Source organism: Azospirillum palustre (assembly GCF_002573965.1).
Taxonomy (GTDB): domain Bacteria; phylum Pseudomonadota; class Alphaproteobacteria; order Azospirillales; family Azospirillaceae; genus Azospirillum; species Azospirillum palustre.
In genome coordinates, this window is the sequence record NZ_PDKW01000038.1 from 89,115 (window position 1) to 110,290 (window position 21,176).

Annotated in this window: 16 protein-coding genes; 5 read left to right on the forward strand and 11 right to left on the reverse strand. The window is 68.6% G+C overall.

Features of this window, described 5'->3' with window-relative positions; translation table 11 throughout:
* The first annotated feature begins 86 nt into the window (after positions 1-86).
* Entirely contained in the window at positions 87-3,605 is a 3,519-nt protein-coding gene (locus tag CRT60_RS04245) for an ATP-binding protein (protein ID WP_098735214.1), read from the forward strand.
* A 35-nt stretch (positions 3,606-3,640) separates the two neighbouring features.
* On the opposite strand, the gene CRT60_RS04250 is transcribed toward CRT60_RS04245, so the two are convergent.
* The gene (locus CRT60_RS04250; RefSeq protein WP_098735215.1) at positions 3,641-4,294 is read right to left on the reverse strand and encodes a bifunctional 4-hydroxy-2-oxoglutarate aldolase/2-dehydro-3-deoxy-phosphogluconate aldolase; all 654 of its coding nucleotides are present in this window, start codon (positions 4,292-4,294) and stop codon (positions 3,641-3,643) included.
* The gene (locus CRT60_RS04255) at positions 4,294-5,220 is read right to left on the reverse strand and encodes a MurR/RpiR family transcriptional regulator (protein WP_098735216.1); all 927 of its coding nucleotides are present in this window, start codon (positions 5,218-5,220) and stop codon (positions 4,294-4,296) included. Before CRT60_RS04255 ends, CRT60_RS04250 begins: the two co-directional genes overlap by 1 nt.
* A 211-nt stretch (positions 5,221-5,431) precedes the next feature.
* On the opposite strand from CRT60_RS04255, the gene CRT60_RS04260 reads away from it, so the two are divergent.
* Entirely contained in the window at positions 5,432-6,274 is an 843-nt protein-coding gene (locus CRT60_RS04260) for a fumarylacetoacetate hydrolase family protein (protein ID WP_098735217.1), read from the forward strand.
* Positions 6,275-6,322: 48 nt separating this feature from the next.
* Here CRT60_RS04260 and CRT60_RS04265 read toward each other — a convergent pair whose 3' ends face one another.
* Together CRT60_RS04265 and hmpA are read right to left on the reverse strand one after the other, a co-directional pair.
* A complete protein-coding gene (locus tag CRT60_RS04265) occupies positions 6,323-8,500 on the reverse strand; it encodes a methyl-accepting chemotaxis protein (RefSeq protein WP_244592259.1) in 2,178 nt (725 codons plus the stop codon).
* Between the two features lie 493 nt (positions 8,501-8,993).
* Entirely contained in the window at positions 8,994-10,169 is a 1,176-nt protein-coding gene (gene hmpA / locus CRT60_RS04270) for an NO-inducible flavohemoprotein (RefSeq protein WP_098735219.1), read from the reverse strand.
* A gap of 134 nt (positions 10,170-10,303) precedes the next feature.
* Between hmpA and norR the strand changes: the two genes are divergently transcribed.
* Together norR and CRT60_RS04280 are read left to right on the forward strand one after the other, a co-directional pair.
* Positions 10,304-11,896 carry a nitric oxide reductase transcriptional regulator NorR gene (gene norR / locus CRT60_RS04275; protein WP_098735220.1) on the forward strand — a complete coding sequence of 531 codons (1,593 nt, stop codon included), beginning with the start codon at positions 10,304-10,306 and terminating at the stop codon, positions 11,894-11,896.
* Positions 11,893-12,159 (forward strand): DUF1488 family protein, encoded by a 267-nt coding sequence (locus CRT60_RS04280; protein WP_098735221.1) that lies wholly within the window; start codon positions 11,893-11,895, stop codon positions 12,157-12,159. The genes norR and CRT60_RS04280 overlap by 4 nt, the downstream gene beginning before the upstream one ends.
* Here the strand turns inward: CRT60_RS04280 and CRT60_RS04285 are convergent.
* The 4 genes from CRT60_RS04285 to CRT60_RS04300 all read right to left on the reverse strand — a co-directional run bounded on the left by CRT60_RS04285 (position 12,156) and on the right by CRT60_RS04300 (position 16,314).
* Entirely contained in the window at positions 12,156-13,439 is a 1,284-nt protein-coding gene (locus CRT60_RS04285; RefSeq protein WP_098735222.1) for a TRAP transporter large permease, read from the reverse strand. The two genes, CRT60_RS04280 and CRT60_RS04285, sit on opposite strands and share 4 nt — an antisense overlap.
* On the reverse strand, positions 13,436-13,975 hold the full coding sequence (locus CRT60_RS04290; RefSeq protein WP_098735223.1) for a TRAP transporter small permease: 540 nt from the start codon (positions 13,973-13,975) through the stop codon (positions 13,436-13,438). Before CRT60_RS04290 ends, CRT60_RS04285 begins: the two co-directional genes overlap by 4 nt.
* Before the next feature lie 79 nt (positions 13,976-14,054).
* Positions 14,055-15,914 carry a sensor histidine kinase gene (locus CRT60_RS04295; protein ID WP_244592260.1) on the reverse strand — a complete coding sequence of 620 codons (1,860 nt, stop codon included), beginning with the start codon at positions 15,912-15,914 and terminating at the stop codon, positions 14,055-14,057.
* Positions 15,915-16,110: 196 nt separating this feature from the next.
* Entirely contained in the window at positions 16,111-16,314 is a 204-nt protein-coding gene (locus tag CRT60_RS04300) for a con-10 family general stress protein (RefSeq protein WP_098735225.1), read from the reverse strand.
* Between the two features lie 219 nt (positions 16,315-16,533).
* Between CRT60_RS04300 and CRT60_RS04305 the strand changes: the two genes are divergently transcribed.
* The gene (locus CRT60_RS04305; RefSeq protein ID WP_098735226.1) at positions 16,534-18,039 is read left to right on the forward strand and encodes a sigma-54 interaction domain-containing protein; all 1,506 of its coding nucleotides are present in this window, start codon (positions 16,534-16,536) and stop codon (positions 18,037-18,039) included.
* Between the two features lie 46 nt (positions 18,040-18,085).
* Here the strand turns inward: CRT60_RS04305 and uxuA are convergent, their stop codons facing one another.
* Genes uxuA through CRT60_RS04320 form a run of 3 tightly spaced genes read right to left on the reverse strand, consistent with a single transcriptional unit; the run spans position 18,086 to position 21,109 of the window.
* A complete protein-coding gene (uxuA, locus tag CRT60_RS04310; protein ID WP_098735227.1) occupies positions 18,086-19,282 on the reverse strand; it encodes a mannonate dehydratase in 1,197 nt (398 codons plus the stop codon).
* Positions 19,283-19,331: 49 nt separating this feature from the next.
* Positions 19,332-20,606, reverse strand: coding sequence for a TRAP transporter large permease (locus CRT60_RS04315; protein WP_098735228.1), 1,275 nt, complete (start codon positions 20,604-20,606; stop codon positions 19,332-19,334).
* A complete protein-coding gene (locus CRT60_RS04320) occupies positions 20,606-21,109 on the reverse strand; it encodes a TRAP transporter small permease (protein WP_098735229.1) in 504 nt (167 codons plus the stop codon). Before CRT60_RS04320 ends, CRT60_RS04315 begins: the two co-directional genes overlap by 1 nt.
* Between the last annotated feature and the right edge of the window lie 67 nt (positions 21,110-21,176).

The window sequence follows — 21,176 nt, forward strand, 5'->3', positions numbered from 1 at the left end:
TTCTCCCCTTATCCGACGGCCGCGCTATGATACGCTGCCGGCGCCGCCACGCAAACGATGTGCGGGCGAGGGAAGCGGGAACGGGAATGGCGGGCGACAGCAAGGCGGGGCCGGGCGCTTCTGGATCGGGGAAGGCCGGGGTGGTCAGGATCGGTGTCGGCGCGCGATTGTTCGGTGCGCTCGCCTTCAACGGTCTGGTCGCCTTCCTGATCGGGCTTGGCGCCTATATCGCCTTCGACGGGCTGCATGCCGGCATTACCAAGGTCACGTCGGAGCAGTTCCCGGCGGTCGTCGCCTCTGCCAAGCTGGAGCGCCAGCACCAGCGGATCATGCGGACCCTGGAACAATTGGCGCTGTCGCAAGAGAATTTCGGACGCGAAACGATCAAGCAAGGGTTGGCCGACCAATTGGACGGCTATGACCGGCTGCTGGCGGAGATGGACTCCTCCGACGGCCGGCAGACCCAGCGGATCAGCGGGCTGAAAAGTCAGCGCGACGAGATCCTGCGGCTGCGGGACGCCATCGACCGCGGCGTGACCGCCCGCATCACCGCCCGCCGCGCCCTCGCCGAGCGCAACCGCGACGTGCGGCGGATGGCCGACGCCCTGGCCGAACCGGCCCTGCGCGGGGTGGAGGATGCAGGCGTGCAGCGCTGGCTGGCGATGGCGGAGCGGCTGCTGTTCCTGATCGCCTCGGTCCATCAGGCGGAGAACAGCTTCGCGCTCACCCGGCTGGCCGACAGTGCGGTGGCGCAACTGTCGGCGCTGGACGGGTCCGCCCCGGTCGGTCCGGCGGACGGCTCAGGCGACAATGTGGCGGACCGGCTTGCCCGGCTGGCGGAGGGCATGCGCTCGGTGGTGGAGGGCGACCGCTCTGTCTTCCGCCAGCGGCAGGCGGAGTTGCAGGCCTCTGAGATGCTGAACGGGCTGGTCGACCGCGCCAATCAGGTGTCGCTGGTCAACACCGGACTCAACACCGGCATCTTCGTCGAGCAGACCAAGGCGGCGGAGGAAAGCCGCCAGCAGGTGATCGAGGTGTCGACCACCTACACCCGCCTGTTCTTCGCCTCGGTCGGCGTCGTGGTGGTGGGAATGGTTCTGTCGGTGCTGTATGTGCGGCGCAAGGTGCTGGCCCGGCTGTGGGCGGTCAGCGAAGCGATCCGCGACCGCACCGGCGGCGGCCGGGCGGAGGTGCCGGTGACCGGCGCCGACGAGATCGGCGAGCTTGCCCGTGCCCTGCGCTTCTACATCCAGGAAACGGAGGACAAGAGCGAGGCGCTGCGCCGCAACGAGCAGTGGCTGCGCACGGTGCTGGAGGCCGCCCCGGTTCCGCTGGTGATCTCCGGCCGCGCCGACGGCCAGATCCGCTTCGTCAACCGCCGCGCCGCCGACCTGTTCGAGGTGGACGAGGCCGGCGAGTTGCTGGGCCGCCCCGCCGCCAGTGTCTGGTACGTCCCGCAGGTGCGCGACGAGTTCGTCCGCGACGTCTTCACCAGCGGGCTGGCACTGGATGTGGAGACCGAACTGGTGACCCGCTCCGGCCGCCGGCTGTGGGGCCTGCTGTCCGGCATCGCCTTCGAATTCCAGGGCGAGGAGGTGCTGCTCAGTTCGGTGGTCGACATCACCCGCCGCCGCGAGGCGGAGGAGCTGCTGCGCCGGACCCAGGCCTTCCTGGACGCCGTCATCGACAATGTGCCGAGCGTCCTCTATGTGCTGGACGGCGACAGCGGCCGCGTCCTGCTGTGGAACCGGGCGGCGGAGGATTGCTTCGGCACCCGCCGCGCCGACATCGAGAACCGCACGCTGGCCGATGTGCTGGGGCCGGAGACCGGCCGGGCGCTCGCCGGCGGCGATCCGGGATCCATGCGCTCGCTGGGGGTGGAGGAGCTGGTTCTTCCCCGCAACGGCGAGAACACCGTCTTCGCGTTGCAGCGCCATCCCTTCGAATGGTCGGGCGACGGGCGTTGCCGCATCATCTGCGTCGCCAACGACATCACCGCGTCGCGCCGGGCGCGTGAGGAACTGCGGCAGGCCAAGGACCGGGCGGAGCGCGCCGACGCCGCCAAGACGGAGTTCCTCGCCACCGTCAGCCACGAGATGCGCACGCCGCTGAACGGCATCCTCGGCCTGTGCCGGCTGCTGCTGACCGGGCAGCTGCATGCCGGGGAGCGCCGCTATGCCATGTCGATCATGCGCTGCGGCCACGGGCTGCTCGATCAGGTCAACGACATCCTCGACCTGCGCAAGATCGAGGACGGCAAGCTGGACCTCGACCCGGCTCCCTGCGCTCTGCTGCCGGTGCTGGAGGAAGTCGTTGCGACCGTGGAAGGATTGGCGAACGAGAAAGGGATCTACCTCGACCTCGACATCGCGCCGGAGGTTCCGGAACAGGTGGTCATCGACCGTCAGCGGCTGCGGCAGATCCTGGTGAACCTCGTCGGCAATGCGGTGAAGTTCACCGAGCGCGGCGGAGTGGACCTGCGCGTCGACATCGAACCGGATCCGGAACGTTCCGGTGCCGGAGAGATGCTGCGACTGGCCGTGCGCGACACCGGGATCGGTGTGCCGGCCGACCGCCGCGCCGCCATCTTCGAAAAGCTGGAGCAGGCCGATCCGACCATTGCCCGGCGGTTCGGCGGCAGCGGGCTGGGGCTCGCCATCGTCCGCCATCTGCTGGACGCCATGCAGGGCAGCATCCGTGTCGACAGTGTGGAGGGGCTGGGCAGCGTCTTCACCGTCACCATCCCCTTGCTGCGGGTGGAGGAGCCGGCGCTCCCGGCGCGGCCCGGACGGCTGCTGCCGATCAGCCGGGTGCGGTCGCTGGCTCTGCTGCTGGTGGAGGACGACGCGATCAACCGGGAGGTGGCGCTGGGGCTGCTGTCCGACGCCGGCCACCGCATCACCGTCGCGGAAACCGGCGAAAGCGCGCTGGAGCTGGCGACCCGGCGGCACTTCGACGCCATTCTGCTGGACATCCGCCTGCCCGACATCGATGGGCCGGAGGTGGCGCGCCGCATCCGTGCCCTGGAGGATGCCGACCGTGCGGCGGTGCCCATCGTCGCGGTGACCGCCAACGTCTTCGCCGCCGACCGTGCCCGCTACATCGCCGCCGGCATCGATGCGGTGATCGAGAAGCCGATCTTCCCGGAGCGGCTGATGCACCTGCTGTCGAACGCCGTCGCCCCGCGTGACGACGACGATGAGGAGGCGGGAGCGGGAATGCTCCCGGCGGAAGCATCGCCCCGCCCGCGGGTGGTCGAGGACGATGTGAACGAGGAGATTCTGGAACGCTACATCCGCTCCCTCGGTCCCGCGCGCTTCGCCACCATCCGCGGCCTGCTGCTGGAATCGGCCCGGGAAGGGCTGCCCCGCCTGACCGCAGCCGACACCCCCGATGACGAGATCGAGGACATCGCCCACCGGCTTGCCGGGGCCGCCAGCCATTTCGGCCTGACCGCCTTCGTCGGGCTGATGCGGGCGGTGGAGGACGGCATGCGCGAAGGCCGCCGGGTGGAGGCACAGGAGCTGGCCGCCACCGCGGAATCGGCCTTCAGCCGCGGCCTCGCGGCCATGGACGCCGTGCGCGGGGTGCTGGAAGGGGTTTGAGGCGGAGGGGCGGCCCCCGCCTCAGGCTGGTTCGCTCAGGCACCCTTGGCGGCGCGATAGGCGTCCATCAGCTGGCGGCCGGCGGCGAGGATGCTCTCGCGGTCGCCCTTCTTGACCAGCGTTTCATCGACCAGCTTGCCACCGGCGCCGACGCAGGCGACACCGGCCGCGACGTAGGAGGCCACGGTGGTGGCGTCGATGCCGCCGGTGGGGACGAAGCGGACGCCGGGGAAGACCGACTTCAGCGCCTTGATGTGCGCCGGGCCGACGGTGGAGGCCGGGAAGATCTTGATGGCGTCGGCACCGGCGGAGATGGCGGCATGCACCTCGGTCGGGGTCAGGGCGCCCATCAGGCAGGCCACGCCATGGTCGCGGCAGGCGGCGGCCACCTTCGGCACGACGCAGGGCGACACCACATACTTGGCGCCGGCCTTCACCACGTCGGCGACGGCGGCGGGGGTCAGGACGGTGCCGGCGCCGATCAGGGCGCCGCCCTCCGCCGACAGCTCCTCGATCAGGCCGACGGCGCCGGGGGTCGTCATGGTGATCTCGAAGGTGCCGTAACCGGCCTCGCGCAGCCAGGTCACGGCAGTGCGCGCCAGATCGGCGGAGCTGTTGCGGATGACCGGAACGACGCCGTACGCGACGAGCTGATCCAGGATTTCGTTCGGGGTTTGCGTGGTGGACATCAGGATTCCTCGTTTTTTTTTCGGGTGAGGGAAGACGCGGAGTTTGAAACGGAAGCCGGCCGCTCCGGTGCGCGGTGGTGCCCGGCCAGGACGGCCTTGATGCGGGCGAGACGGCGGTCGAGGCCGGGCGGGGCCTGCAAGCCGACGGCGACGGTCAGCACGTCGATCAGCGCCAGCTGTGCCAGACGGGAGGCCATCGGGGTATGGACCGCGGTGTCCTCGTCCACATCGACGGTCAGGCGGATGTCGGCCCGTTCGGCCAGCGGGGTCGCCGATGCGGTGATGGCGATCACCGTCGCCCCGCCATCGCGGGCGATGGCGGCGACATCGAAGATCTCGTCGCTGGTGCCGGTCTTGGAGATCGCCAGCAGCGCGTCGCCGGGGCCGAGCGTCGCGGCGGCCATCGCCTGGAGATGGGCGTCGGTGCTGGCGGTGACCTGCGGCAGCAGGCGGAACAGCTTGTGATGGGCGTCCAGCGCCACGGCACCGGACGCACCGACGCCGACGATCTGCACCCGCCGCGCCCGTGCCAGCACCCCGGCGGCCTTTTCCAGCGCCATGCTGTCGAGCCGGCCGCGCAGGCGGACCAGCGCGTCGATGGAGCGGTTCAGCACCTTTTCCGCCGCACTGGCGACGCTGTCGCCGGGAGAGAGGTCGCGCACCAGCGGGGTCGGGCGGTCGCCCGCCTCTTCCCGGGCGGCCGAGGCGGCCAGATGCTGGGCCAGCGCGATCTTGAATTCCTGGAAACCGCCGAAACCGGCGGAGCGGCAGAAGCGCAGGACCGACGGTTCGCTGACCCCCGACTTGCCGGCAAGCTGGGCCAGGCTGTCGCGCACCGCCGCCCCGGGATCGGCCAGAACGCTGCGAGCCACCGCGGCTTCCGCGCGGCGCAGGCTGTCGAGGGAGGAGGCGATGCTGTCCAGCATGGGAGGACCGGAGTGGCTGCCGGATGGGCAGCGGATGGAGGCGTATCGGAACCGAATGTAGTTTTACTACAGACGGACCGCTTTGTCGACCCGTCTGTGAAGCAATGCTACAATTCGTTCGCTCCCCCCTTTACTTTCCGCGCCGTCCGGGCAGGATCGGCCGGCACCGCCGTCCTGTCGGAGGCAACCTCCTTATCTGGAAGGGTTTTTCATGAAACTGCTGCGCTACGGCCCGCCGGGCCAGGAAAAGCCGGGCCTGCTGGATGCCGATGGCCGCATCCGCGATCTGTCCGTCCATGTCGACGACATCGCCGGCACGGCTCTGCTGCCGGACGGGCTGGACCGCCTGCGGGCCATCGACCCGGCCTCGCTGCCGCTGGTGGAGGGCAACCCGCGCCTTGGCCCCTGCGTCGGGCAGGTGGGCAAGATGGTCTGCATCGGCCTGAACTTCTCCGACCATGCGGCGGAGACGGGCATGGCGGTTCCGCCGGAGCCGATCATCTTCATGAAGGCGACCAGCGCCATCGTCGGCCCGAACGATCCGATCGAACTGCCGCGCGGCTCGGAAAAGACCGACTGGGAGGTCGAACTGGCCTTCGTCATCGGCAAGACCGCCAAATACGTCTCGGAAGACGAGGCGATGGACCATGTCGCCGGCTATTGCATCGTCAACGACGTGTCAGAGCGTGCCTTCCAGATCGAACGGCAGGGCCAGTGGACCAAGGGCAAGAGCTGCGACAGCTTCGGCCCGACCGGTCCGTGGCTGGTCACCCGCGACGAAATCGAGGATCCGCAGGCGCTGAAGATGTGGCTGGAGGTCAACGGCCACCGCTATCAGGACGGCAGCAGCGCCACCATGGTCTATGGCGTGCGCTATCTGGTGTCCTACCTGTCGCGCTTCATGAGCCTGCAGCCGGGCGACATCGTCTCCACCGGAACGCCGCCCGGCGTCGGCATGGGCCAGAAGCCGCAGGTCTTCCTGAAGGCCGGCGACGTGGTGGAGCTGGGTGTCGAAGGGCTGGGCATCCAGCGCCAGACGGTGGTTCAGGGTTAAAAACGAAGGGCCCCTCTTCCTGCGTGGAGGAGGGGCCCTTCATTGGCATCATGCCGACCGCACCTGACTGAGGAAGCGGTCGATCTGCTGCTGGAGGCGGCCGGTCTGGCTGGAGACCTCCTGGGCGACCGACAGGACTTCCTGGGCCGACTGGCCGGTCTGGCCGGCGGCGGTCCGCACCTGGCCGATGTTCTGGGAAGCCTGGGCGGTGCCGCCCGCCGCCTGCTGGACGTTGCGGGCGATCTCCGAAGTGGCGGCACCCTGCTCCTCCACCGCCGCGGCGATGCTGGCGGCGATGTCGTTCAGGCGGCCGATGGTCAGGCCGATGCTGCGGATGGCGCCGACCGCCTCGCCGGTCGCCTGCTGCATGGCGCCGATCTGGCCGGCGATCTGCTCGGTGGCCTTCGCCGTCTGGCTGGCCAGCTGCTTCACCTCGCTCGCCACCACGGCAAAGCCCTTGCCGGCTTCCCCGGCGCGCGCCGCTTCGATGGTGGCGTTGAGCGCCAGCAGGTTGGTCTGTCCGGCGATGTCGGAGATCAGGTCCAGCACGGCGCCGATTCGGCTGGCCGCCTCATTCAGGTCGCGCATGGTGCTGTCGGTGCGCTCCGCCTCATTGGCGGCCTTGGCGGCGATGGTCGCCGATTCGGTGACCTGCCGGGCGATCTCGCTGATCGACTGCGACAGCTCATGCGCGGCCGAAGCGGCGCCATCCACGTTGACGGACGCGGTTTCCGCCGCCTCTGCCGCGCTGCCGGCCTGGCGCGAGGTGTCGTCGGCGGTCGCCACCATGCCGGCGGCGGTCTGGTGCATCTGGGTGGCGGCGGCGGACACCGTTTCCACCACCGTCTTGACGCCATTCTCGAACTGGTCGGCCAGCGACAGCATGGTCTGGCGGCGTTCGCCGGCGGCCCGCTGGCGTTCGGCCTCGGCAGCGGTGCGGGCGGTCTCCACCTCGCGCGCGGTGTCGCGGAAGACCAGCAGTGCGGCACCCATCTCCGCGATCTCATCCTTGCCGGTCAGCGCGATCTCGGCATCCAAATCGCCGGCGGCGATGCGGTCCATGCCGGTCTTCAGATCCATCATGCGGCGGATGACGATCCGGCCGATATAGAGCCAGACCACCAGGATCGACACCAGGATGCTGATCCCCGCGACGGCGATCTGCGTCAGGCGGCTGTTGTCCAGCATATGGGTGGTGGCGGCGCTGGCCTCCGCGATGCTGCTCTTCTGCCCGTCCACCAGGGTGGAGATGCCCTTGGCCAGCGTGGTGGTCAGGGCGTGGTTGCTCTCCAGCAGCTGGGTGAAATAGCCCTCGATGGTCAGTTCCTTCTGGCGCAGGGTGACCATGGAGTTTTCACCGATGGAAAAGCCGTTCAGCAGTTCCGCCTGCTTGGTGGCCACGGCGGCCAGCCGTTCCGGCAGTGTCTCCGCGTTGTTGGAAAGCCCGGCGAGCGCCACGCCCACCCGCGTCTCGATGATCGCCAGCCGCTGGTCGTCCCTGGTGGTCGACGCTTCCATCAGCATGTTGCGGATGTTGGCGGCTTCCGCCGTCACGATGGCCAGCGGCTTCTTCTGCGCCATCACCTTGTTCAGGGTGGCCGCCGCCTCGCGCATCGCCGTAGGGGCGGCATCCGGCTCCGCCAGGGTCGATCGGGCCTGCTCCTCGTCATTGTTGAGGACGGAGGTCCAGGGGGCGGCGAATTTCTGGATTTCCGCTTCGGCCGCCATCACCTTCGGCATCATCGCCATGCGTTCGGCGCCGAGCGCCACCCGTTCGGCCGCGGCCTGATCGAGCTGCGCCAGATTGCCGAGCAGCCCCTGCGATGCCTCCTCGATCGCGGCGAGCTGAGCGCCGGCGGAACCGGTGGCCCGCAGCCGGGACAGGCGTGCGTTGAACTCCTCCTTCGCGGTGGCGATGCGGGCGGAGACCGCCTCGCGCGCGGCTGCGGTGTCGGCGGAGGTCAGGGCCGGGGCCAGCGCCACCAGCCGTTCGGCCTGCTGCGCCACCGCCATGCCCTCGGTCATCGCAGGCACCGCTTCGCCGACGATGGCATCGATGGTGGTGCGAACGTTCGCATAGCCGATCAGCGCCACCGCGGCGGCGACCAGCGTGCCGGACAGCACCACGCCGATGGCCATCATCAGCTTGGCGCGCAGCCCGGAATACCATGCACCGCCCTTGGCGGGTGCGCCATGGCGCATCATGCTCTGGCTATCCTTCGACATCCCATCCTCCCCCTTCGGTGCTCGGACACCGACGCTCCACAAGTCATTGCGGCTGGCCGTTCCGGCTCTCGCCGCACCTTCATTCCACCGAACCTGCCTGCGACGGTCGCGGGCGGGTCGCAGGCGATGTCGCAGAAAAGGAACAATTGCAAATAATTTGACCGTTCCGTGACTAGCAAAGCGCCAAATCGCTTAAGAAAGAAATAAGGAGAATCCACGATTCTTCCGTGACGGCGTGCGAATCGTGCCGCAGCGCAATGATCGGCCAGTCGGCCCCGGTTTCGATTTCACTAAAAGCGCGCATGGCTTGGCCGCCGCAAGCCGGAATGATGATCCAGGTCGGTCGTCAGCATATATAAAACTGGTGATATAACAGATTTACTCACAACCGGCGGGCGAAACGGCCTTGCGCTCCGCTGGACCGGCAGAAAGAAGGCCGGCCTTCGAAAAGGCCGGCCCATCCAGTCGGAGGCAAGGTGGTGCCGACGTCGCGTCAGGCGAGCGCTTCGCGCGGGCCGAAGAACTCATGCACGATGGCCGACTCCGGCAGGCCGAGCCCGGTCAGCGCCTTGACCACCGCAGCCATGAACGGTTTGGGACCGACGACATAGGCGGCGACCCCCGGCTCCTGCGGCAACAGCTTGCCCAGCCGCTCCTCGTCCAGCAGGCCGACCATGTGCGGCTCGTCGCCCGGCTGCGGGTCGGCATAGCAATAGACCGGCTTCAGCGCGTCATGCAGAGCGGCCAGTTCGTCGACCTGCCGGCGGAAGGCATGGACCGAGCCGTTGAGCGCCGCATGGACGTAGATGACCTTGCGGCCGGCGGCCAGCGCCTGTTCGGCCAACGGCAGGGCGGGGGTCTGGCCGACGCCGCCGGTGATCAGCAGCAGCGGACCGGCGCCTTCGCGCAGCACGAACTCGCCGGCAGGCGGATAGACGTCGATCTCGTCGCCGACCTGCACGCGGTCATGAAGGAAGCCGGAAACCAGCCCCTGCTGTTCCCGCTTCACCGAGATGCGGTAGTCCTTGCCGTTCGGCGAAGCCGACAGGCTGTAGTTGCGATGGACGGTCTCGCCGTCGATGGTCAGCCGCAGGCCGAGATACTGGCCGGGATGGAAGTCCATCACCCTGCCGCCATCGACCGGCGCCAGCCGGAAGGAGGTGATGACGGCACTCTCCGGCGTCTTCTCCGCGATGCGGAAGCGGCGGGGGCCACGCCAGCCGCCGGTCAATGCCGCCTTGCGGGCATATTCCTTCTCTTCCGCCGCGATCAGCAGCTCCGCCAACTGCCAATAGGCGGCACCCCAGGCGTCGGCGACCTCGGCGGTCACCGCGTCGCCCAGAACCTTGCCGATGGCGTCCATCAGGCAGGTGCCGACGATCTTGTACTGATCCGGCGTGATGTTCAGCGAGACGTGTTTCTGCACGATCCCGTCCACCGCCGGACCCAGCACCTCAAGCCGGTCGATGTTGGAGGCATAGGCGATGATGGCATTGGCCAGCGCTTCCGGCTGGGCGCTGCTGCGCTGGTGGCTCTGGTTGAAGACGGCGCGCACCTCGGGGAAGCGCTCGAACATCAGCGGATAGAAGGTGCCGGTGATCTTGTTGGCGTTGGCGGCGACGACGGGAGCGGTGGCCTTGATGACGGCGATCTGGGCAGGCGTCAGCATGGGAGGGAGCAATCCTTTTGCGCGTCACGATGTCGCAACCAGAGCGCAAGCCCTGTGCCAAAGCGACGCAGCGTGGGAATCCGCGCTGCACAGAAGCCGCGTTGTCAAAGTGACCGCGCGCGGTATGATGTCGGATGGACAACGATGCGGTCATTTCGACACCATGGCTCCCGCTGGAAGAGGCCGGGGCGCTGGTGCAGGCGCTGAACGATCCGGCACGGCTGTGGCCGTTGCTGCTCGATCTGATGGCGCGTCACCTGCCTTGCGATGCCTGCGCGCTGCTGCGGCGGGACGACCGCGCCGGAACCGGGCGGGCGGGGGAGGGGGTGCTGGTGCCGCTCGCCACCCGCGGCCTCAGTCCCGACACGCTGGGGCGGCGCTTCGAACTGGACGGGCATCCCCGTCTGAAGGCGATTGCCGAGGCCGGGGACGGACCGTTGCGCTTCCCCGCCGGCTGCGAGCTTCCCGATCCCTATGACGGGCTGATCCCCGACCTGCGCCAGCGGCTGCATGTCCATGACTGCGTCGGTGCGCCGCTCAGCGTCGATGGGCGGCCGTGGGGCATGCTGACCCTGGATGCGCTGAACGAGGGTCGTTTCGAAGGGTGGGAAGGGGCGATTGCCGCCTGGGCCCGTCTCGCCGCCGACCTTGCGGCGGCAATGGAGCGGCGTGCCGCCCTGGTCGGCGATGGCGGCACCGCCCTGCGGATCCTCGACGATCCGCCGCAGGGGCTCGACTTCGACCCCATCGGCGCCAGCCCGGCGATGGCGAGCCTGCTGGCGGAGATCGACACCGTGGCGGCCAGCAACCTCGTCGTGCTGGTGCTGGGCGAAACCGGGGTGGGCAAGGAACTGGTGGCGCGACGGCTGCATACCCGTTCTCCTCGTGCCGCCGGGCCGCTGGTCCACGTCAACTGTGCCGCCCTGCCGGACGCGTTGGTGGAAAGCGAACTGTTCGGCCATGTGCGCGGTGCCTTTTCCGGCGCGGTGGCCGACCGGCGCGGCAAGTTCGAGCTGGCCGACGGCGGCACCCTGTTCCTGGACGAAGTCGGCGAACTGCCGCTGGCGGCGCAGGCGAAGATGCTGCGGGCCTTGCAGAATGGCGAGATCCAGCGCGTCGGCTCCGACCGCCACATCACCGTCGATGTGCGGGTGATCGCCGCCACCAACCGCGATCTTGCCGCGGAGGTGCGGGAGGGCCGCTTCCGCGCCGACGTCTATCACCGGCTCAGCGTCTATCCGCTTCGGGTGCCGCCGCTGCGCGACCGCGGCACAGACGTTCTGCGGTTGGCCGGCCTGTTCCTGGAGCGCAACCGGGCGCGGCTCGGCCTGCGCAACCTGCGCCTGTCGGCGGCGGCGGAGCGGCGCATGCTGGCCTATCCCTGGCCCGGCAATGTGCGCGAACTGGAGCACGCCATCGGCCGCGGCGCCATCCGCGCCCGCGTCGCCCGCCCGCCGGACGGCGGCGTGCTGACCCTGACGCCCGCCGATCTTGGGCTGGACGAGGGAGAGGGGAGCACCCTGCCAGCGACCGTCCCGGTGCCGCAACCCCGCCCGGCTGACCTACCCGAGTTGCCGCTGCGCGACGCGGTGGAGGATCTGGAACGCCGGATGATCCGCGAGCATCTGGACCGCCATGACGGCAATTGGGCGCAGGCGGCGCGGTCGCTCGGGCTCGACCGCAGCAACCTGTTCCGCCTTGCCCGGCGATTGGGGCTGCGGGAATGAGCAAGGAGGGGCTGTCCTGGCGGGCGGAGATCGACGCGCTGGTCTTCCAACCGGACGGGCATGGCGGCTGGTGCGCCGTCCACCGGCTGGCCTTCCGGGCCTTGCTGGATCGGCGGGAGCCGATGCCGGAGGACTGTCTCGCCTTCGCCGCTGGCCACCGCGCCTCGTTCGAGGCCGCGGCGGCCGGCAAGATCGCAGAGCGGGGCTACGGCGCCGCGGCCAACCTGCATCTGACCAGCCGCGACGTCGCCCGTCTCCTCTAGAACCCCATCTGCCGCGGCATCCACAGTGCCAGTTCCGGCCAGACGATCACCGCGGCCACAACCAGCAGCATGGTGATCAGCGGCCACATCACCCAGCGCAGGGTGCTTTCCATCGTGCAGCCTGTCATCCGGCAAGCCACCATCAGGTTGACGGCCATCGGCGGGGTGAACTGGCCGACCGCGATCATCAGGGTCAGGATGACGCCGAACCAGGTCAGGTCCCACTTGTAGGCGGTGGCGATGGGGATCAGCAGCGGCAGCAGGATGATGAAGATGGAGATGCCGTCCAGAAAAGTCCCGACGACGGTCAGCAGCACCACCAGCAGCGCCATCACGCCATATTCGCCGAGCCCCGAATGGATGATGGCGTCGGCGATGGGGTCGATCACCGACAGGGTGCTCAATGCCCAGCCGAACACGCTGGCAAGCGCGATCACCGTCAGGATGATGGCGGAGATCTCCGCCGCCTCGACCAGCATGGAATAGAGATCGCGGAAGCGGATGGTGCGGTAGACCACCATGCCCAGCAGCAGGCCGTAGGCCACGGCGATCACCGCCGCTTCCGTCGGGGTGAAGATGCCGAGACGCAGGCCGCCCAGGATGATGACCTTGGCGAACAGGCCCAGCGACGCGTCCCACAGGCTGCGCCAGAAGGGCGGGCGCGGCTCGTGCGACAGCTTGGATCCCAGATTGTGTTTCCGTGCCAGCCAGAAGACCGGGATGATCAGGGCAAGGCCTGCCAGCGTGCCGGGAATGATGCCGGCGGCGAACATCGAGGTGGTCGGGGCGGCCGGCACGAGCACGCTGTAGATGATCAGTGCGACCGACGGCGGGATCAGGATGTCGGTGGCCGCCGCGGCGGCGATGACGCTGGCGATGTAGGGGCGGGGATAGCCGGCGCGGATCATGCTGGGCGCCATGACGCCGCAGACCGCCGCGGCGATGGCCGGACCGGAACCCGAAATGCCGCCCATCATCATCGCGACCACGACGGCGATGACCGCCAGCGCACCCTTGCCCTGGCCGACGATGGCGGTTGCAAAGCGGACGAGCTTCTGCGCCACGCCCGACCGGTCGAAGATGGTGCCGGCCAGCACGAACATCGGGATGGTCAGCAGCGGATACTTGGCGATGCCGGTATAGACGCTGGTCGGTACCGAGATGACGCCGAGCTGGGCGAAGGCGATGGCGGCGGTGCCGGCCAGCCCGAGGGCGGCGGCGATCGGCACGCCCAGCACCATCATCACCAGGAAAGATCCGAAGAGCAGGGTGGTGATCACGGCTCGCCCTCCGGGATATGTCCGGTCTCAAGCGGCTCCGTGCCCTTGTGGATGCGCACCATGCGGCCGACAGTGCGGGCCAGCACTCCCAGCGACAGGACCGGCAGGCAGATCGTGTAGATCCACTGCGGCAGCCCCAGCGCCGGCGAGGTCACCTCGAACCGGTAATCGTCCCAGGTCGCCCAGGCGCCATAGACCACCAGCAGCCCGTACATCAGCGCGACGCAGGCCATGGCGAACAGCTCGGCCCGGCGGCGGTTGACGGGCGACATCTTGTCGGTGACGAAGGTGATGCGGATATGCCGGTCCTTCACCACCGCGGCCGACGCGCCGAGGAAGGTCAGGATGACCATCAGCGCAATCGAATACTCCTCGGTGAAGGCGAAGGAGACGTCGGTCAGGTAGCGCACCACGACGTTGGCGAAGGTGATCAGGGCCACCGCCGCCATGGTGATGGCGACCAGCACTTCTTCGATGCCCAGGGGGACGCGGGGTTTCGGCACCGGCCGGACGACGGTGGGGTCGTGATCGCTCATATTGCCAGGGTCCAGAGGGAGGGAGCGGGATTATTCCCTTCACCGGGCAATCAATGCAAGAAACGATCTCCCGGCCGGATTACTCCGCCGGCATTTCGGCCATCCCGTCTTTGCAGAGCGTCTCCTGGGACAGCGGGATCCGCAGGGTGAAGATGCTGCCTTCGCCCAGCCGGCTGTCCACCGTCACGGTTCCGCCATGCAGTGCTGCGATGCGGCGGACCATGTTCAGCCCGACGCCGCTCCCCGCCGCCGTCCCGGTGTTGGACGCGCGGAAGAAGCGGTCGAACACCCGGTTCCGCTCGCTGTCCGGGATGCCGATGCCCTGGTCGGCGACCGACAGCGCCAGCCACGGTCCATCCGCCGCCGCCTCTTCCCGGGCCCGCAGCCCGACCGGAGTGCCGGAGGGGGAGTATTTCAGCGCGTTGTTCAGCAGGTTGTGGACGCACAGCTCCAGCATCGGGCCGTCGCCCACCACCCAGTGCGGGCAGCCGTCCAGATCCAGCTCGATGCGCCGGCCGGGCGCGGCGTCGCCCTGGGCCGAGGCGGCAGCGCGCAGCAGGGCCGGCAGCGCCAGCCGGTCCCGGCGCAACGCAAAGGCCGGATCGTTCAGCCGGTCGTCGGCAAGGCAGGTTTCCAGGATGTTGATCTGCCGGCGCACGGCGCGGCGGATCTTCTCCAGCCGCGGCAGCATGCCGGGGGCCTTCACCTCCGCATCCATCAGCAGAAGCTGTGCCGCCCCGTCGATGATGGCGAGCGGCGTCTTGAACTCGTGCGCCGCCATCGACAGGAAGCCGTTCAGCGCCCGCTTCGCCTCCTGCTCCGCCACCAGCCGCTCTTCCGCCTCCAGCCGGGCGAGGTCGAGGCGGCGCACGGTATCCTCCAGCCGCGCTTCCGCCCGGCGGCGGTGGGTGACGTCGCGCAGCATCAGCAGGCAGCCGACCTCGCGCCCGCCGCCGCCCACCGCCAGCGGCACCCGCGTCACCTCGAAGCTGCGCAGGGCGCCGTCGCAGTCCAGCGTCAGCGGCACCGGCCCAGGCAGCGATCCGGGCCCTTTCGCCGGCCCCCAGATCGGCATGGCGTCGGCGGTGGCCGACAGGGCCGACAGGCCGGGCAGGTCGGCCAGCCGCCGCCCGATCGCCGCAGGGGCACCGGCGAGCGCCTGCGCCGCCGGATTGGCCTCCACCACGGTGCCGTCCCCATCCAGCACCAGCACCGGATCCGGCACAGCGTCCAGCAGGGCGTCGCGGGCGACCGGCAACAGGTCGAACAGGCGGCGCCGGGTGATCAGCCAATAGAAGACCCCATCCATCAGCAGGAAGCTGAAGGCGGTCGGATCCAGATCGAACAGAGTCAGGGTGCCGAAGACATAGCCGGCATTGGCGGCCCACGGCACCGCCATGACCACCAGGAACCCGAGATAGTGGGTGCGGTAGGCCGGTGTCGCCCGATGGATGCCGCTGGCGGTAACGACGATGCTCATCACCATGAAGGCGTAGATGTAGATGGTGACGGCGTAGAAGAGCAGCCCGTGGCTGTATACCAGGGCGGCCCCCGGCTCCGAGTTGATCGGCCGGACGGCGGTGTAGAACAGGTGGTGGGCGTCGTTGGTCAGGGCCACCGCCCAGGTCGCCAATCCGATGGTCACCAGCACCAGCCGCCAGCGTGCCGGCAGTTCGCCCCGCGTGTAGGACCATAGGAAGAAGGCCCACAGGCTGGGTGTGCAGACGATGCCCATCCAGGCCATCTCGGCCCAGAACAGCTTGTCGGCCGGGGCCGGGACCATGCTCTCGACGGCGACGGCTGTCGACCACCAGGCGGCCGACAGCTGCATCAGCACGAAATCGGTGCGGCCGGGAAAGGCGGGCAGGGTCCAGCTGCGCGCCGCGATCCACAGGGTTGCCATGACCGCAGCCAGAAGGAGGAATGACGGCAGGGTCATCACGGGGAAATCATGGCGGTGCGCTCAAATGGACAATGTCAGGTGTGCGGTGGCACGGGTGGCGGGAGCGGATGAAGAATGGACCCTCCGGCCGAACCGGCGCAAGACCGCATGACAAAAAGAAAAAGCGCGCCGCGAGGGCGCGCTTTTCCGGGATGGGATGGACCGGCCGCGGACGGGCGGCCGGTCCCTGCCCTCAGCCCTTCTGGCCCTGGCCGCCATGGCTGTGCTCGCCGCCCTTCTTGCCGGCCTCGGCGGCGCGTTCCGGGTCGTTCTTGAAGTTGCCGCCCGATGCATCGCCACCCTTCTTGCCTGCCTCGGCCGCACGCTCCGGATCATTCTTGAAGTTGCCGCCGGAATGCTGGCCGCCTGCGCTGCGGCCGTCGCTCTGGTTCGCCATGATGTTCGATTCCCTTTGTTGGATGCGGTTGTTGAAAACGCAACCACGTCCAGCCCAACAGGCCTTGCCCCGACAGGTTGCGCAGGGTCTACCATCGGTACAGCCGGCATGTCCGCAAGTGGCGCCAGCAAAGCCCGGCGCCGGACGGGCCGGTGCTGTTGCGGTTTCGGCCCTGCCGTCCGATAACGGGCCTGTGACGGGACTGACGGGAGCGATGGCGTGACGGATCGGGATGACGGACGCCAGGTTGACGGGCGCTTCCTCGACGCGCTGCCCGGCGGGGCGGCGCTGCTGCGCAGCCGGGCGATGCCATCGCTGTTCGAGGCGCTGGAAACCCAGTCCGAGGGCACGGTGGCGGTCGACCGCGACGCCCGGGTGGTGTGGATCAACGCCAAATACGCCCGCATGCTCGGCATCTCCGATCCTGCCGACGCCATCGGCCGCGAGGTGGAGGAGATCATCCCCCATTCGCAGATGCGCCAGGTGCTGGCGACCGGCCAGCCGATCCTGCTCGACCTGATGCTGTTCGGCACCCAGCGGCTGGTGGTGACGCGTTTTCCGCTGACCGACGACCGCGGCGCGATCATCGGCGCCGTCGGCTTCGTGCTCTATGACAGCCTGCACCGGCTGAAGCCGCTGCTTGCTGAACTGTCGCGGCTGGAGGCGGAGCTGGCGGCGACCAAGCGCCGGCTCGACGAGGGGCGGCAGCCGCGCTACACGCTTCAAAGCTATGTCGGCGACAGCCCGGTCTGCCTGGAGGTCAAGCGCAAGGCCCGTCTCGCCGCCCGCACCGACGCGCCGATCCTGCTGCTGGGGGAGACCGGCACGGGGAAGGAACTGATCGCCCAGGCCATCCACGGCCTGTCGGCACGCAGCGGCCGGTCCTTCGTCGGCGTCAATGTGGCGGCGATCCCGGAAACGCTGCTGGAGGCGGAGTTCTTCGGTGCGGTGCCCGGCGCCTACACCGGGCTGGACCGCCGTGGGCGGGAGGGGCGCTTCAAGACCGCCGACGGCGGAACCCTGTTCCTGGACGAGATCGGCGACATGCCGCTCGGGCTTCAGGCCAAGCTGCTGCGCGCCTTGCAGGAGCAGGAGATCGAGCCGCTGGGGTCCGACCGGCCGGTGAAGGTGGATGTGCGGGTGATCGCGGCGACCAACGTCGATCTGGAACGGCGGATCCGTGACGGCCGCTTCCGCTCCGACCTTTATTACCGCCTGAACGTGCTGCCGATCCGCCTGCCGGCCCTGGCGGAAATGGGCGGCGGGCTGGAGGCCATCGCCGAATCCATCCTGCAGGAGATTGCCGCCCGCACCGGACTTCCCCTGCGCGGCCTGACCCCGGAGGCGGTCGAGGCGCTGGGCCGCCACCGCTGGCCGGGCAATGTGCGCGAACTGCGCAACGTGCTGGAGCGCACCTGCCTGCTGACCGACAACCGCCGCCTGACAGCCGTGGACCTCGCGGAGGCCTTGCCTGATCTGGGCGAGGCGAACGCCGCCGACGCGCTTGCCGTCCCGGTTCCGTCGGCTGCCCGAAGGGACCAGGGGCCGCAATCGCTGCCTCTGCCGGGCTATGACCAAGCCTACGACGAGTTCGAGCGCGGGCTGCTCGGCCGGGCGCTCGCGGCCAGCGGCGGCCGGGCGACGGAGGCGGCACAGGCGCTCGGCATCTCCCGCGCCGCCTTCTACAAGAAGCTCGCCCGCCTGGGGATGCGCGCCGGCGGGTGAGGTCGGCGCACATTCAGCCCAGACCGGCCAGCTCACGCCAGCCTGCTCAGACCGGCAGCTGCTTCATCGCCGCGACGGCGGTCATCACGCCGCGGATCTCGGCCAGACCGCGCAGGCGGCCGATCATCGGATAGCCGGGGTGGGTCGGCTTGCCGACGTCGTCCAGCAGTTCGTGGCCATGGTCGGGGCGGAAGGGCAGGCGCCAGTTGTCGTTGCCTGCGTCCTGGCGGCGCTTCTGCTCCTCCAGCAGGGTGGTGACGACCGACACCATGTCGACGTCGCCGCCCAGATGGTCGGCTTCCTCGAAGGACCCGTCCGGATCCTTGGCGACGTTGCGCAGATGGACGAAGTGGATGTCCTCGACGAAGCGCTTCGCCATCGCCGGCACATTGTTCGTCTGTCCCGCCCCCAGCGAGCCGGTGCAGAAGGTCAGGCCGTTGTTGGGCGACTTCACCGCGTTAATCAGGTGGGCGAGGTCGTCCTCGGTGCTGACGATGCGGGGCAGGCCGAACAGCGGGCGGGGCGGGTCGTCGGGATGGATCGCCATGCGGATGCCGACTTCTTCCGCGGTCGGGATGACCTCGCGCAGGAAGCGGGCCAGCGTCTCGCGCAGGCCGTCGGCGGACATGCCGTTGAAGCGCGCGATCATCTTGCGCAGGCCGGGGATGTCGTAGCGGTCGTACGCACCCGGCAGGCCGGCCATGATGTTGGTAAGCAGCTTGGCGCGGTCGCTTTCCGACGAGCGGTCGAACCACTCCTTGGCCTTGGTGAGAACCTCCGGCGAATGGTCCTCCTCCGCGCCCGGACGCTCCAGCATATAGACGTCGAAGGCGGCATGCTCATGGGCGTTGAAGCGCAGCGAGGTGCCGCCGCCCGGCAGCGCCGCCGCCAGTTCGGTCCGCGTCCAGTCCAGCACCGGCATGAAGTTGTAGCAGATGGTCGTCACGCCGCAGGCGGCGAGGTTGCGCATCGACTGGCGGTAATTGTCGAACAGCTCGGTCAGGTCGCCTTCGCCGATCTTGATCGCCTCATGCACCGGCAGGCTTTCGGTGACCGTCCAACTGAGGCCGAGTTCCTTGTCGGACTCGATCATCGCCTTGCGCTTCTGGATTTCCTCGACCGACCAGACCACGCCGTAGGGGATGTGGTGCAGGGCGGTGACCACGCCGGTGGCGCCGGCTTGGCGGATGTGGTTCAGCTTGATCGCGTCTTCGGGACCGAACCAGCGCCAGGATTGTTCCATGGCTGCGAACTCCTTGGAATAGAGAGGGGGCTTTGGAAATCTGGAGAAATCAGCGGAAAAGCAGGCTCGGCAGCCACAGCGACAGGGCCGGGATGTAGGAGACCATGAACAGGATCAGGATGTTGCAGAGCAGGAAGGGCCAGATCGCCTTGGTGATCGCGCCCAGCGAGATCTTCGCGATGTTGGCCGCGACGAACAGGCAGACGCCGACCGGCGGGGTGGTCAGGCCGATCATCAGGTTCAGCACGGCGAAGGTGGCGAAATGGATCGGATCGATGCCGACCTGGGTCGCCACCGCCAGCAGTGGCGGGAACAGGATGATCAGCGCCGCAATCGTCTCCATGAAGGTGCCGACGATCAGCAGCAGGATGTTGATCAGCAGGATGATCAGATATTTGTTGGTGGTCAGCGCCAGCATCGAGGCGGCGATGGCCTGCGGAATCTGCTCGCTGGTCAGGATCCAGCCGAAGACGTTGGCGAGGCCGACCAGCAGGATCAGACCGCCCGCTCCGATGGCGCTTTCCAGCAGGATCGCCGGCAGCTGGCGCAGCTTGAAGCCCTTGTAGACGAACAGACCGATGACGAAGGCATAGAGCGCCGCGACGATGGAGGCCTCGGTCGGGGTGAAATAGCCACCGACGATGCCGAACAGGATGATCGCCGTCATCAGCAGCGCCCAGAAGGCGCCTCGGCTGGCGCGGACCAGCGCGCCGAAGCCCTGCCACGGCTCACGCGGGTAGTTGCGCGCCCGTGCCAGGATCCAGACCGTCAGCATCATGCCGATGCCCAGCAGCAGGCCCGGAATGGCGCCGGCCATGAACATCTTGCCGACGGACAGGCCGGTCAGGGTGCCGACGATGATCATCGGCACGCTGGGCGGGATGATCGGGCCGACGGTGGAGGCGGCGGCGGTCACGGCGGCGGCGAAGGGCGCGTCGTAGCCGGACTTGCGCATCGCCGGGATCATCACGGCGCCGATGGAGGCGGTTTCCGCCACCGCGGTGCCGGAGATGCCGGCGAACACCATCGACCCGGTGACGTTGGCAAGGCCGAGGCCGCCGCGGATATGTCCGACCAGCCGGTTGCTGAACAGCACGATCTGGTCGGTGATGCCGCCGCCGTTCATCAGGTTGCCGGCCAGCACGAAGCCGGGGATGCAGAGCAGGACGAAGCTGTCCATGCCCGCATACATGAACTGCGGAACCACCGCGAGGTCGATGTCGCTGCCGACCAGATAGACCGCCGACGCGCCGCCCAAGGCGATGCCCACCGGCGCGCCCAGGATCAGCAGGACGGCGAAGGTGACGAACAGTGCGGTGACCATCAGACGGTTTCCCCATGGCTGGGCGGCGCGGAGTCGCGCCCGAGCCCGGCCAGCCGGGCAATCGAGAAGAAGGCGAGCGAGACCGGGATGATCAGCGTTACGACATAGACCCAGATCATCGGGACGTTGATGGAGCGTGCGCGCTCACCCAGGCTGCCGACGACATAGTCCCAGGCACCGGGAATGATCGCGATGGCGAAGACCAGGATGGCCACGTCGACCAGACGGGCGACGGCGGTTTGCAGGGGCTTGGGCAGCAGCAGGATGAACATGTCGACATTCACCAGCTCGCCGCGCAACAGCGCCAGCCCGCAGGAGAAGGCGACGAGATGGACCAGCGCGAAGCGGGCCACCTCTTCCGTCCAAGGCGGCGAGGGGAAGCCCGGTATCCGGCCCAGAACCTGGATGGTCACGACGACGATGAGGACGCCGATGGCCGCCAGGGTTCCCCAACGGCAAAGGGCGGAGACGGCCGACACCAGGGCGGCAAAGAGGTTGCGCATTGGAATGGCTCTTGCGGTTGGGGGGAGGATTTATCTCCCTCTCCCCCAGGGGGGAGAGGGAGAGTCT

Bases quoted from the DNA above. Each gene is read 5' to 3' on its own strand.
- CRT60_RS04245 (WP_098735214.1), top strand. From the start codon at position 87: ATGGCGGGCGACAGCAAGGCGGGGCCGGGCGCTTCTGGATCGGGGAAG.
- CRT60_RS04250 (WP_098735215.1), bottom strand. From the start codon at position 4,294: ATGTCCACCACGCAAACCCCGAACGAAATCCTGGATCAGCTCGTCGCG.
- CRT60_RS04255 (WP_098735216.1), bottom strand. From the start codon at position 5,220: ATGCTGGACAGCATCGCCTCCTCCCTCGACAGCCTGCGCCGCGCGGAA.
- CRT60_RS04260 (WP_098735217.1), top strand. From the start codon at position 5,432: ATGAAACTGCTGCGCTACGGCCCGCCGGGCCAGGAAAAGCCGGGCCTG.
- CRT60_RS04265 (WP_244592259.1), bottom strand. From the start codon at position 8,500: ATGTCGAAGGATAGCCAGAGCATGATGCGCCATGGCGCACCCGCCAAG.
- hmpA (WP_098735219.1), bottom strand. From the start codon at position 10,169: ATGCTGACGCCTGCCCAGATCGCCGTCATCAAGGCCACCGCTCCCGTC.
- norR (WP_098735220.1), top strand. From the start codon at position 10,304: ATGGACAACGATGCGGTCATTTCGACACCATGGCTCCCGCTGGAAGAG.
- CRT60_RS04280 (WP_098735221.1), top strand. From the start codon at position 11,893: ATGAGCAAGGAGGGGCTGTCCTGGCGGGCGGAGATCGACGCGCTGGTC.
- CRT60_RS04290 (WP_098735223.1), bottom strand. From the start codon at position 13,975: ATGAGCGATCACGACCCCACCGTCGTCCGGCCGGTGCCGAAACCCCGC.
- CRT60_RS04295 (WP_244592260.1), bottom strand. From the start codon at position 15,914: ATGACCCTGCCGTCATTCCTCCTTCTGGCTGCGGTCATGGCAACCCTG.
- CRT60_RS04300 (WP_098735225.1), bottom strand. From the start codon at position 16,314: ATGGCGAACCAGAGCGACGGCCGCAGCGCAGGCGGCCAGCATTCCGGC.
- uxuA (WP_098735227.1), bottom strand. From the start codon at position 19,282: ATGGAACAATCCTGGCGCTGGTTCGGTCCCGAAGACGCGATCAAGCTG.
- CRT60_RS04315 (WP_098735228.1), bottom strand. From the start codon at position 20,606: ATGGTCACCGCACTGTTCGTCACCTTCGCCGTCCTGCTGATCCTGGGC.
- CRT60_RS04320 (WP_098735229.1), bottom strand. From the start codon at position 21,109: ATGCGCAACCTCTTTGCCGCCCTGGTGTCGGCCGTCTCCGCCCTTTGC.